Origin of the sequence: Solibacillus silvestris (assembly GCF_051967575.1) — a bacterium.
Lineage (GTDB): Bacteria > Bacillota > Bacilli > Bacillales_A > Planococcaceae > Solibacillus > Solibacillus silvestris_B.
The window spans coordinates 1-12,186 of sequence record NZ_JBQCJW010000037.1 but is presented as its reverse complement, the minus strand read 5'-3'; the positions used below and the strand labels follow the sequence as shown (position 1 = coordinate 12,186).

16 protein-coding genes and 2 riboswitches are annotated in these 12,186 nt (G+C 38.5%); of the genes, 3 read left to right on the top strand and 13 right to left on the bottom strand.

Translation table 11 applies throughout. The annotated features are described in order from the left end of the window. Nucleotides 1-15: 15 nt before the first annotated feature. The 8 genes from gcvT to comGA form a co-directional block, all read right to left on the bottom strand. Nucleotides 16-1,119 (bottom strand): glycine cleavage system aminomethyltransferase GcvT, encoded by a 1,104-nt coding sequence (gene gcvT / locus ACTHOQ_RS16420; RefSeq protein ID WP_440497230.1) that lies wholly within the window; start codon nt 1,117-1,119, stop codon nt 16-18. Nucleotides 1,120-1,283: 164 nt separating this feature from the next. Further along, nucleotides 1,284-1,387, bottom strand: a riboswitch (glycine riboswitch). Nucleotides 1,388-1,390: 3 nt separating this feature from the next. After that, a riboswitch (glycine riboswitch) is annotated at nt 1,391-1,483 on the bottom strand. Nucleotides 1,484-1,611: 128 nt separating this feature from the next. After that, on the bottom strand, nt 1,612-2,124 hold the full coding sequence (locus ACTHOQ_RS16415) for a shikimate kinase (protein WP_440497229.1): 513 nt from the start codon (nt 2,122-2,124) through the stop codon (nt 1,612-1,614). A 447-nt stretch (nt 2,125-2,571) separates the two neighbouring features. Next, entirely contained in the window at nt 2,572-3,024 is a 453-nt protein-coding gene (comGF, locus tag ACTHOQ_RS16410; protein ID WP_440497228.1) for a competence type IV pilus minor pilin ComGF, read from the bottom strand. After that, nucleotides 3,021-3,314 (bottom strand): pilus assembly FimT family protein, encoded by a 294-nt coding sequence (locus ACTHOQ_RS16405; RefSeq protein ID WP_440497227.1) that lies wholly within the window; start codon nt 3,312-3,314, stop codon nt 3,021-3,023. Before ACTHOQ_RS16405 ends, comGF begins: the two co-directional genes overlap by 4 nt. Beyond that, the gene (locus tag ACTHOQ_RS16400) at nt 3,223-3,783 is read right to left on the bottom strand and encodes a prepilin-type N-terminal cleavage/methylation domain-containing protein (RefSeq protein ID WP_440497226.1); all 561 of its coding nucleotides are present in this window, start codon (nt 3,781-3,783) and stop codon (nt 3,223-3,225) included. The genes ACTHOQ_RS16405 and ACTHOQ_RS16400 overlap by 92 nt, the downstream gene beginning before the upstream one ends. Then, nucleotides 3,764-4,099 carry a competence type IV pilus major pilin ComGC gene (gene comGC / locus ACTHOQ_RS16395; protein ID WP_440497225.1) on the bottom strand — a complete coding sequence of 112 codons (336 nt, stop codon included), beginning with the start codon at nt 4,097-4,099 and terminating at the stop codon, nt 3,764-3,766. The genes ACTHOQ_RS16400 and comGC overlap by 20 nt, the downstream gene beginning before the upstream one ends. A gap of 15 nt (nt 4,100-4,114) precedes the next feature. Then, nucleotides 4,115-5,188, bottom strand: a complete 1,074-nt coding sequence (comGB, locus tag ACTHOQ_RS16390; RefSeq protein WP_440497224.1) for a competence type IV pilus assembly protein ComGB — start codon at nt 5,186-5,188, stop codon at nt 4,115-4,117. Next, nucleotides 5,169-6,185, bottom strand: a complete 1,017-nt coding sequence (gene comGA / locus ACTHOQ_RS16385) for a competence type IV pilus ATPase ComGA (RefSeq protein ID WP_440497223.1) — start codon at nt 6,183-6,185, stop codon at nt 5,169-5,171. Before comGA ends, comGB begins: the two co-directional genes overlap by 20 nt. A 189-nt stretch (nt 6,186-6,374) precedes the next feature. Between comGA and ACTHOQ_RS16380 the strand changes: the two genes are divergently transcribed. Together ACTHOQ_RS16380 and ACTHOQ_RS16375 are read left to right on the top strand one after the other, a co-directional pair. Continuing rightward, the gene (locus tag ACTHOQ_RS16380; protein WP_440497222.1) at nt 6,375-7,073 is read left to right on the top strand and encodes a helix-turn-helix transcriptional regulator; all 699 of its coding nucleotides are present in this window, start codon (nt 6,375-6,377) and stop codon (nt 7,071-7,073) included. Between the two features lie 120 nt (nt 7,074-7,193). Continuing rightward, nucleotides 7,194-7,436: a DUF2626 family protein gene (locus tag ACTHOQ_RS16375; RefSeq protein WP_108713220.1), complete on the top strand. Its 243-nt coding sequence runs from the start codon at nt 7,194-7,196 to the stop codon at nt 7,434-7,436. Nucleotides 7,437-7,541: 105 nt separating this feature from the next. Here ACTHOQ_RS16375 and ACTHOQ_RS16370 read toward each other — a convergent pair whose 3' ends face one another. Then, complete coding sequence (locus tag ACTHOQ_RS16370; RefSeq protein ID WP_440497221.1) at nt 7,542-8,186, bottom strand: MBL fold metallo-hydrolase; 645 nt, start codon at nt 8,184-8,186, stop codon at nt 7,542-7,544. 172 nt (nt 8,187-8,358) lie between these two features. Between ACTHOQ_RS16370 and ACTHOQ_RS16365 the strand changes: the two genes are divergently transcribed. Continuing rightward, nucleotides 8,359-8,535 (top strand): DUF2759 domain-containing protein, encoded by a 177-nt coding sequence (locus ACTHOQ_RS16365; RefSeq protein WP_440497220.1) that lies wholly within the window; start codon nt 8,359-8,361, stop codon nt 8,533-8,535. A 170-nt stretch (nt 8,536-8,705) separates the two neighbouring features. Here the strand turns inward: ACTHOQ_RS16365 and ACTHOQ_RS16360 are convergent, their stop codons facing one another. The 4 genes from ACTHOQ_RS16360 to rpmG form a co-directional block, all read right to left on the bottom strand. After that, entirely contained in the window at nt 8,706-10,607 is a 1,902-nt protein-coding gene (locus tag ACTHOQ_RS16360; RefSeq protein WP_440497219.1) for an LTA synthase family protein, read from the bottom strand. A gap of 319 nt (nt 10,608-10,926) precedes the next feature. Beyond that, complete coding sequence (locus ACTHOQ_RS16355; protein WP_440497218.1) at nt 10,927-11,127, bottom strand: YqgQ family protein; 201 nt, start codon at nt 11,125-11,127, stop codon at nt 10,927-10,929. An 18-nt stretch (nt 11,128-11,145) separates the two neighbouring features. After that, nucleotides 11,146-11,709, bottom strand: a complete 564-nt coding sequence (locus tag ACTHOQ_RS16350; protein WP_440497217.1) for a 5-formyltetrahydrofolate cyclo-ligase — start codon at nt 11,707-11,709, stop codon at nt 11,146-11,148. A gap of 145 nt (nt 11,710-11,854) precedes the next feature. Beyond that, on the bottom strand, nt 11,855-12,004 hold the full coding sequence (rpmG, locus tag ACTHOQ_RS16345) for a 50S ribosomal protein L33 (RefSeq protein ID WP_008408521.1): 150 nt from the start codon (nt 12,002-12,004) through the stop codon (nt 11,855-11,857). Nucleotides 12,005-12,186 lie beyond the last annotated feature (182 nt).

The following is a 12,186-nucleotide window of genomic DNA, read 5'->3' as shown; positions in this document are numbered from 1 at the left end:
CTCTTTTCAAAATTTTTATTTACTGCGTTTATAAAATGGTGTTTCCACGATTGCTGCTTTCGCTTTATTTTTGCGAACTTCAATTTCTACTTCAATTCCAACTTCCGCGAATTTTGCGTCAATTAACGCTAAACCGATATTGCGTTTTGTCATCGGCGATTGCGTACCTGTTGTAACTTCGCCAATTTCTACGCCATCTTTGAATACTTTATAGCCATGACGCGGAATTCCTTTGTCGATCATTTCAATGCCGACTGATTTACGTGAAAGTCCCTTTTCTTTTTGTTCAATTAAAGCTTGCTGCCCGATAAATTGCGGGTCTTTTGCCAGTTTCACCGCAAAGCCAATTCCAGCTTCGAGCGGAGATATATCTTTTGATAGTTCTTGACCATATAATGGTAAGCATGCTTCAAAGCGCAATGTATCGCGAGCACCTAAACCGGCTGCTACAACTCCCTTGTCTTTTCCGGCTTCTAAAATTTTGTTCCAAAGGTCAACAATCGCCTGTGGTGTGCCGTAAATTTCAAAACCGTCTTCACCTGTATAGCCTGAGCGGGATACAAGCACGGAATGTCCGCCTACATCTACATTATCTTGGAATTTGAAATATTTAATTGTCGCCAAATCCATAGATGTCAGCTTCTGTAACACTTCCTGCGACAAAGGGCCTTGCAGTGCGATTTGGGCATATTCATCTGAAGCATTGGTAATTTTCACATCACCTTCTAGATGCTGCTGCAGCCATTCAAAGTCTTTTTCAATATTAGCCGCATTCACACAAAGCAAATAACGGTCATCCGCTAAACGATATGTTAATAAATCGTCTACAACACCGCCGCTTTCATAGCATAATGCGCTATATTGCGCACCGCCAATTGCAATTTTGGAAATATCATTTGAAAGCATCTTTTGTAAATACGAAAGCGCATCCGGTCCTTCCACAAAAATTTCGCCCATATGGGAAACATCAAAAAGGCCAGCTCGGTTTCGCACTGCATCATGTTCTTCCTTGATTGAAGAAAATTGCACCGGTAATTCCCAACCACCAAAATCGATTGTTTTCCCACCATATTTTGCATATTCATCAAAAAGTGGTGTACGTTTTAATTCATTTGCCATGTTCATGTCCTCCTTAAGTATGTATGATTGTAGACCGATCATTTGAAAAGGGAACTGTATTTTGCATAAATATAACGCGAAACACTGCCTTTTTTATAGACTTTTCAGAAAGCAACTGCTTTCTTCTCCATAAAAAAAGACAGACGAATCCCTTTTCCGAGATTCTCTGTCCTTGCACCTGAAAGTTACACCTAAGTTTGATTATCTATCACATTTTAGGCTTTCCCCGTTGGTGGCTGCAATAAATTCCATGCAGCGCTCTCCAGAGTTGCGTCCAATACGAGTCTTTTTGCCTGAGAGATTCATAGCTGCGCTATTTGCTCCTTCGGCGACGTGACTTCACGTTCTCTCCCCGTACCATCATCCGCGTCAGTTTCTTTAACTAAATTTATAACTTAACTCTTAGCAATATCCTAACATTGAACACATTGAAAACGCAATCTTTTTTTGTTTTTAGTTAAAACACGAATTATATCAAAGAAATAATAGAAATCATTCGCCTTTCAGTCTGTTTACTTGGAAAGCAATATATTCGACAATTTGCCTTAACGTTCTACTTGCCGTAAGCACTTGTATATGGCCTGCTTCCCTATAAAACTTTCTGCGATAGTAATACAGCTCTTCTAACTCCTCTTCTGTAGATTTCTGTACAATGGGGCGGTTTTTGTCATTGCGGATGCGCATATAAATGTCCTCAAATTTTGCATCCAGAAAAAAAACAAGGCCTGTATGACGCATAATTTTACGGTTCTCTTCGTTAACTGCCACTCCACCACCTGTTGCGATAATGCATGCTTCATCACGGAAACTTTTTAAAAAATCCGTCTCGATTTCCCGGAAATGCGCTTCTCCGTATTTCTCGAAAATTTCTGGAATCGTCATTCCTTGCTGCCGGACAATTTCATGGTCCATATCGTAATAAGGCATTTTCAAGAAATAACTTAAACGTCTACCAATCGCACTCTTTCCGCATCCCATAAATCCAACTAAATATATTTTTCGCATGCTGTTCACCTTCTTCTAATTACGAGCTACTCAATTCATACCATCTTCCGTGTAATTGCAGCCGAATTTGGCTTTGTGTTCAGGACCTCAAGCCGTGGGTCAGACAACTGTTGCCGCATCATTCGACAACAGCTGTCTTCCTTTATCGGAATACATGCCCAAATTCGTCATATTACCGGGGCTTTCACTTCTTTTCAATAAATGCTTGTACTATTGCTAATAGAGAGGAATACTTGCATTCACTTTCCCGTCTATCGGAATAGGTGCCCTCTACTGAAAAGAGTTGAACTTCAATGAGTATTTAGTATGTTTATCGTAGCACGAACGTAAATAGATTCCAACGAATTATAAATTTTTAGTTGGGCAAAAAATGCATTCGTATATAAAATTGCAGCCCCCGTAACAATAAATAATAACAGTACGGCCAATAAAAATAACGCGCCTCTTTCATTCCGGAGCCATTGGTAAGACGAGCGCTCTTTGTCGCTCGGTTCCATCCTGCATCACCACTTTCATATTTATTTCATGTCCTGCAACATGTAAATGCCAATTGCGAACATGCGGCAGCATTATTTCATTCCCGCCTTTATTCGATCTTTTCCGTAAATGGTGCTCTGATTTATCAAATATAAATAGCCGATCACTTGGATCATTCAAAATTTCAAGTTGCAATTTGTTTGAATCCAATATTTTTCCGGATGCCGAGTTCATATTATATTGATGCAAATCATAAATGAAAAATTCCCAATTCACATCATCGTTCATTTGTTGTAATTGCTGAATATCCCGCACCCAGACGAAGATAAGAAGACTGATCGAAGCGAATAAAAAGAAGACGGCTAATTGAAACAGACTTTCCAATAATGTAAATCCTCTCTCGTTCAATCTGCTTCTGATCATACGCATAGCTCCTCTTCCAGCCCATCTGCTTCAAACATGACACAAATATGGCTGCCATCATAAACCCAACTGAACAGAGTATCATCAATTTGCTGTATTCCCGAATATTCTCCATATCTCGCATATTTCAGCGCACCGATGAAAGCGGCCTCCGCTGCATGTGCTTGCACTTTTTGAACCGCGATTTGCTGCTTCATATTATACGTGAGGGGAATGATCGTCGAAGAGAGAAAAAATAAAATGACGACCGCTAACAATGTTTCCACAAGTGTTATGCCCTGTTGCCCCATGAAAAACCTCCTTATCCAAAATTCTTCCTTTCCCGATATTAATCGAGTACTGATAGCTCACATTTTCGAAATGATAGGTTAGCCTGCCGAATGCCTGAACATTTCCTCTCGTATTAAAGATGAGGCTAGAGCCGGGCGTCGACAAAAATAATTCAACATGGCGGGGTAAACGTTGGTCATACAAATGTACAGGCTGATTGCGTTCCTTTATTATGATGCGATTACAATTTACGACTTGAAAGCTATGCGGGCTTCCCGTTTCGATCGAGCTCAGCTGTGCCATTCTTATTAACAATTCGTTTTGACTCATGACTTGTTTCTCCGTATAGTCGACTAATGGCTCATGGGAAAAATATAAAATTGCAGATTGAACAATTAAAAAAATTGCCAGGACAACAAGCATTTCCAAAAGCGTAAATCCTCGTTCATCGTTCAATAATGCTTTTATTCTATGTTTTATCGGACTCATTGGAATCACGCTTCTTCGATGGACCGATCACTTTCCCATCTTCTATTTGTATTTGTGTATTATCCGGGCACCTCAAATCCTCTTCGACAATATACTTTTCATTTACTAAATCGGAAATCGAGCTTGGGTATTCCTTTTTGTCCAGTTTATAAGCCTCCACTTGCCCTTGCAGCATTAGAATATATGCATCGCATCCTTTTTCATCAATTGAAGCGAAATGCCGTGATACATTTGGTATAGTCACTAATATTAAGATCGAAATAATCAATAGCACTACAAGCATTTCTACTAGCGTAAATCCTTTTTCATTTTTCATCTATTTCACCTCTTCTTATATAAAGTCGATTACATCATACATAGGAATCAAAATGCTTAAATATGCGGCAATTACACAAATAGCGATAATAATGAAAAGCAGGGGCTGGATGATCGCCAATAAACGTTCGATTATTTTTTGGAGCTTTTCATCAAGAAGCTCGCAATATAAGATCAGTTCCCGCCCTAATAATCCACTTGCCTCGCCATGTGCAATGAAATGCTCAAATTTCGGGTAAAAATAGCCGACAACTTCCGCCGCACGCGCCAAAGAATCACCGATCAGTATGCGCTGCTGCAAAGTATTGGCAATGTATGCAATTTGCTTTTGATGCTGCTGGGATTTTAAATGGTCGAATGCATTTTGCAAGGAAAACCCTGCCAATAATAAATTGCCTAAATGACGGGAAAACTGCCTCGTCAATATTAAACGCCAAAAAAGGCTGATGAATGGGAGCTTAAATAAAATATGGAGTTGCAAGTCTATGCGTTTCTTTCGCACATATAAAACAAAACCCAAGAAAACAATGCATAGTACTAATGCTGCACCGACAATATAGTCTGGCATATGGAGGAAAAATGTCGACCATTGAATACTTGCTGACACTTCTTCATTCACCCTTGATGTCACGACAGATGATATATTCGGCAAGAAATACGTCCGAAATGCCAAAAACAGCATAATCAAAAATGAAAATAAGACGAGCGGATACGACATCACCTTTAATAGTTTCGCCTTCGCTTGTTGTTGAAAAGCGAGCTGTTTTGCGACAATTTGAATGGATTCGCTCAATCTCCCTGTCATTTCCGCCAATTCAATCGTTACTAAATATTGCTTGTCCAGACATAAAAACTGAAAAACCTGTGTCGCACTGCCTCCACTATGCAAAATATTTGAGATTTCTTGCTGAATGGGTTCATAATGTTTTACATGATAAGGAAGCAGCATCTCAATACTATGCGCAAATGTATATCCTTCGTTTAACAATGTGGAAATGCGTTGGAGCAATGTAGGAAATTCGGAAGGCTTGATGATCGCTTTTTGAAGCAAAGCTGTGGATTGGACATGTCTAAGTAGAGGTATATTCATAGCAATCTCCTTGCAATTTTGCTATTTGTCCGGCGAATGTTTCGTCAAATGGCAATGTATAGCTTCTTGCATTTGAAATGGAGTCAATCGCCGCCTTTAACTGTTCATCTGTCAAAAATTCAAAAATCGCTTTATAGCCTATGTCATTCGTTTCTATTAAGCGCTGCGAGACGATTGCCCTTAACATTTGCCTCATCTCCTCTAACGAAACTGATAGATCATTGAGCCGATAAATACAATTAACAGTATCTTTTGCATGAATAGTCGATATGACCAAATGTCCCGAAAACGCTGCTTCCATTGCGACTTTTGCCGTCTCCCTGTCGCGGATTTCGCCAAGCATGATCACTTCAGGAGAATGCCGTAATATCGCTTTTAAACCGGCGGAATACGTAATGCCCGCACGTTCGTTCACTTGGATTTGCAAAAGCTGTTCCTGCGCGCTTTCAACCGGGTCTTCCAATGAAATAACATGTCGCGACAAATGATGTGCACAATAATGCAACAATGAATACAATGTCGTCGTTTTGCCAGTCCCTGTAGCCCCGCTAATTAATATTAATCCACTTTCCATTTGTGCCAGCTTATACAGCTGCTCAACACTTTCCTGAAAATGACATATGGTTTGCAATGGTAATGTGTAGTTTTGGCGCAGAATTCGGATCGCTAAACTTTCTTTATAAAAACTGGATGGCAATGTTGAAATTCGGAAAGCATACATCGAAGGATCAATAAACTTTTGAAAGGCGCCGCTTTGAGGTTTTCGTTTTTCACTAATATCGAGGGAAGATAAAAATTTGAAATAGGAAATCATGCGAGTGGCAAGCTCGGCAGGCAGCTCATCTGCTTTTTCAAACCGGCCGTACTTTCTCAGCAGAAGATCATAGCAAACTTCTCTAGGTATTAAATGAATATCTGTTGCTTCCAGTTTCGCCGCATTCGCCAAGAGCCCCAAACATTTTTGTTCAATGATAGATTGCTGCTCGATTGAAATCACCTCTTCAACTATATATTTTATTCTTATTGCAATTATAGAACGGTATATGGAAAATTTACATAAAAATGCAGAAAATTTCTTTTTATAGGATATTTTCTATTAAAATTAACAAATTTGAAGGCGATTCATGTAGAATAATAGAAAAGTAGGTTTTTTATTTTAATTTTCAGCAAGGTGGAGGTGAACAATATGATACATCCAATCAAGATTACTAGTACACTAGCAGACGAAACACGATTTTCCATTTATGAATATATGCTGCAGTATAAACAATATGTTTCCGTCCAGGAAATTGCCGAACAATTTGGAATCCACTCAAATGTGGCACGTTTACATTTAACAAAGCTTGCGGAAATCGGTGCAATATCAGCCGAATATTTAAAAACAGGAAAAGGCGGCCGACCCGGCAGAGTATATAAAGTAAAGCAGGAAGGGATTAATTTAAGTTTCCCAAGGCGGGATCAATCATCATTAATCAAATGGTCGCTTGATCTGATCGATGAACTCGGGGATATAGCGTTAAACAAGGCAATAGAGATTAGCTATCGGGACGGGAAACAATCAATGCTCGAACAAATGAATGCTTTGAAAAGAAAATTTCCGTTAACTTTTGATGATAAGCTTGCTTTATTAACGAATAGCGCAAAATTAATTGGCTATGTACCGGAAGTTATCGAGCAGCAACATTCAAAAACGCTGATTTTTTCTATTTTCAATTGTCCATTCCATGAGCAATTGACAAAATACGGGCAAATCGTTTGTCAATTGCATGAATCCTACTTACACGGACAAGTCGACACTTTGTTCGAAAAAAACGAATTCGCACAAGTGGAAAGCATGAAAAATGCATGTGAATTTTGCAAATACAAAATTGCAGTACACAATTAATGGAAAAAAACACGCGATTGTCACAACTCTTCCATAAGTTCCAGTTTACATTATTGAGAAACTTGATTTATAATGGATAAGAGATTATTCTATTTTTTCGTAAAAGGAGGGGAATTCTTCATGAGCAATATGTATAAAGTTATGGCATTCTGGACTGCTATTTTCGCCGTTATGTTCTACCTTGGCGGTATGAACGAGGTTTCGCTATTATTCGTAGGTAATACAGGTTTATTCTTATTATTAGGCTTCTTAAATCTTTCAGAACGCATGTACATGTACATTTTCGGAGCATATTTAACAGTATTCTTCGCTGGATTCACGTATTACACAACGTTCCTTCACACACCGGGTGCCGGACACTAAAAATAAAAACGACTCGCTCTCAGCTAAGAGCGGTCGTTTTTTTTCGGGGGAAAATATAATTACTGCTAGTGTTGATAAAATCCCCGCCATTCCATACATTAAATGTTAAAAACCATTTAAAAACGGGTTTGAATCCATTTCTGTAGCAGGTGTCGTATAGCTGCCGTGTCCCGGATAAATAATCGTATCTTCCGGCAATGATAAAAGCTTATCATGAATTGATTTTAAAAGAGTATTCATCGAGCCGCCGATTAAATCCGTCCGGCCAATACTTTGTTCAAATAATGTATCACCAACAATCGCAAAGCCGTCTTCCTTGAAGATAAAAGATATGCTTCCTGGAGAATGGCCTGGTGTATGGGCAATATCGAAAGAAAAGCTGCCTATTGTCATTTTCCCTTCTGCGCGAATGATATGTTCTTCGTCTGGTTTATTTACAATATAATCCGGCAACTCCGCATATTTCCCGGAACCGTTTTTCATCGGATCCGCTAACCAATCGACTTCCTTTTCATGCACATAAAGCGGGATTTTATACAGCGCCCGTATTGCATCAACTGCCCCAATATGGTCAAAATGCGTATGTGTTAATAAAATCGCCAACGGGTTTAATCCATTTTTGCGCAGCTCACTAATAATGCGCGCCCCTTCTTCTCCTGGATCAAAAATCAGGCAGTCTTTGTTTTTATTGCCTACGATGTAACAATTCGTTTGCACAGGGCCCAGACTATAGCTTCTTATATTCAACATGAAAATCACCTCAGTTCCCATTATACCTTTTTTCGTCATTTCCGATAGAGAAAGTTAATCGTTCAAACAAACGTCATTTTTAGTTCTCGACAAACGAATTGGAAAGCTTTACAATAAAAGAGGAATATTGTTGCGACATTTTTTGGAATGTCCTAAAGGAGTGTCAATTTTTATGAACTTATTAATGGTTATTTTCGGTTTAATTGCAATTTTTGGCGTAGTTGGCATATTCCAATCAATCAAAGAAAAAAACCTTTTAGCTGCAGTTTTCAATGCGTTGGCAGCTGGAGTATTTGGTTGGTTCGTTATTATGACGGTTTTAAATCAAGGCTATCCACCAACACACTAATTGCAAAAACAAGTGAGCTAAAGCGCCGATTAGATTTTGCTTCGTTCAGTCTCCATGTTTCGGGGGCTCCGGTGTTTTAGCCTAGGCAGAGAGAAAACGCAGCGCTATAATGGCGGTGCGTTTTTTCATTCAAAAGGGCTGCTCTTGAAATATTCAAAAGCAGCCCTTTTTTATTTGTAGTTTGAATCGGTCAGCAAATTGCCTGTTTCGGAATCATAGAAACGCAATAAGTCGCCGTTAATAATTTGATCTGAATATTGCAATTCTTGTGTAGCTCGGTCGATATATGGCTGACAGCTTTCTATTCCGATTTCTTCGCCTGATGCCCGATCATAGCATACTTCACCTGCGTATACAAATGAATCTGTAATGAAACGGCCGTCGCGGAAAATGACGAAATCCTCATGTTCTTCCGAGAAAAGGTCTGCACCTAACTGCATATCCCTCGAAGTGTCGATACCTAAAAGATGCAGTAATGTCGGACGAATATCCAATTGTCCTGCTACATTATCCATCACTTGTCCATCATTCGATCCTGGAATATGAATATATAATGGGACAGCTTGTAGTAAAGCACTGTCATAAGGTGTAATTTCTTCTTTGTTTAAATACTTTGCCATCGCTTTATTATGATTTTCGGAAATCCCGTAGTGATCCCCGTACATAACGATAATCGAGTTTTCATATAAGCCCTGTTCTTTTAAATCATCGAAAAATTCCTTCACGGATTCATCCAAATAACGAACTGTTTGGAAATAGCGATTTAATGTACCAGAGTTTGAGTCATATTCCGGAATGAGTATATCTTCCGGATCTAAATAGAACGGATAGTGGTTTGTCAATGTGATTAAACGACTATAAAACGGCTGTGGCATCTCTTTCATTAACGCAGCAGACTGCTCAAAGAAAGGAATATCCTTTAAGCCCCAGTTTACCGATGTTTCTTCTGTTACATTATATGATTCGATATCATAGAACTTATCTAAATTAAACGATTTATAAATCATGTCACGATTCCAGAATGATTTATTGTTCGCATGCATGACATTTGTGAAATAGCCATTTTCCCCTAAACGCTCTGCAAAGGAATTATACGTATTTTCCCCATGTGTAAAGAATACCGCGCCACGACCTAAGCCGTACAGCGAGTTTTCAAAAATAAACTCGGAGTCGGAAGTTTTCCCTAAACCTGTTTGATGATAAAAGTCACTGAAGTAATACGTGTCTTTATCGTTTGTTAATGAATTCAGGAATGGTGTAATAACTTCCCCGTTCATTTCATTATTAATGACAAAAGTCTGCAATGATTCTAATGATACGGCAATAATATTGCGCCCTTCATACTTGCCGAGCATTTCAATATTCGGTTCTGCCTGATTTGCGCGCACATAGTTGTTCACCTCGACAAGTTCACTGCCGTCCGCCAATGCGCGTTGGGCCGATGATTTCGATTGAACGTACACATCGTATAAATGATAGTTGTACGTACCAATATTTTTGACTAACAACTCACGGTCAAATGCACGTGTCAATAATTGCGGGCGTTCTGTCTCAGCTAAACCTAAGTTTAAAAATAATACCGCCGCCGTCATGACAAAATAAGCTTTACGTGCATCTTTTCGGACAGGAAACAAGTTGTCTTGCGCTTTTGGCAATAGCTTCACAGCAATTAAAATAAACACTACATCAACAAAATAAAAAATGTCCGTCCAGTTAATAATTGCAGCGGCAGATGTTCCTAATTCCCCAAAGTTGCTCGTTTGAAATAATACCGGCAATGTTACAAAGTCGTTATAGAAACGGTAAAACGCAACGTTTCCATATAAAACGAACGCCAATAATATACTTCCGCCTACGATATAACGATTTCTTGCCTTTTGCGATTTTAAAAATAAAGCCAATCCATAGAAGAATAATAAAAAGCTTAATGGATTGATAATCAAAATTAACAATTGCATTGCATTTTCCATTTTCATATCAAAGCTAGTCTCATAAACAATTACAGTTTTAATCCATGTTGCTATTACGGCAATCGCTAATATCGAATGTTTAGGCCATTTAAAATCTTTCATATCCTATACATCCTCTCTTTACAAATTCAAATTTTTAAATATATTATCTCATTTGCGTATATTTCATTTGAAACAAAATCTATCTTAATCCTTTTTACGACGATGCGCAACAATATTTCGCCGCATAGGCAAAAGCAATTACATTCTGAAAAATACACTATTATTTAGTACGTTTCAACATTGAAAAGGTTTCGTAAAATACGAAAACAGCGGTTCATTTCCGCTGTTTACTAAGGGTATTACCATCAACAACGTTTAAAACCCCAAGTTTCACAGGCAGTCCACTAAACGATACATAACATTATACTATAAAGCCCGATTATTTTCCTGCTTTAAGCCTTTGCTCTTCTTGTCGCAATATTAACAGCGCCATCTGGAAGTCTTTAATGTCCAAAACATTGGATTTGTATAATTCCTTTATTTCATCTTCCATCAAATATAAATCGCCAATGCGATCTTTTGTGTAAATGTAAATCCCGTATTGTTTCAACAGCTCAAGTATATCTAACATTGACTTCATTCGTCGTTCCTCCAACATTTATTCGCAAATGATGCGCTCTTTATCTGTAAGTATTATATGTACCGGCAGATCATGTGATTCTCTCGGTATATTGTTCAATAATTGCTCTTTAAACGACAGGGAAATCCGCTTGCCATTGAAGCCGGCTAAATAGCGATCATAATATCCTCCGCCAAATCCGATTCTGTACCCTCGCCGGTCAAAGACGACACCGGGAACTATAATCACATCCAATTCCTCTTTTGCTGCGGGTTCCGTAATTTCCGGAATCGGTTCCAAAATATTTTTAAAAGCACGCTCTGTTTCAGCAAAGCTATCGATTTTATAAAATTGCATTGAGCGGTTTGTCGGATCGCATTTCGGTATTGCAACTTGCTTGTTTAATTTCCATAATTGCTCAATGATAAACGTCGTATCCACTTCTGGCTGGTTAGACAATGTAATGGCGATTGTATTGGCTTTTTGGATCGACGGCTCTTGTAATAACTGCTTCGCTATATTCAATGAGCGCTCACGATATGTTTGATGCGTCATTTCAGCCAATTTTTCCTGCACTTGTTTACGGTATTCCCTTTTCTCCAAACAAAATCCCCCTACTTTCCTCAAGAAGTTAAATGTTTTTATCGTGGATGAATATGATTAATCCATCATAGAAACGTTCAACAATAAATCAGGCTGCAAGTAAAAAGCCAAAACCAGCAAGTGGTTTTGGCTAACTGAGCGATTATTACTTTGTTTCGCGGTGAAGAGTGTACTTCTTCTCGCGAGAGCAATATTTTTTAAGTTCAAGACGCTCTGGATTGTTACGCTTGTTCTTTTTTGAAATGTAGTTACGTTCGCCGCAATCTGTGCAAGCTAAAGTAATGTTTACGCGCATCATTAACCCTCCCACTCTAAATTAAGAATAAATTTATTTGAGCATGATTTATACGACTTACCTATTATAACACACTCTCTCAAAAAATCTACTATGATTTATTATTAACTCAAACTTCGCACATAAATAATTAGGTTCAATAGTTGATGCTATTTGGTTCTTCTCGATTTCAATAAGAACCT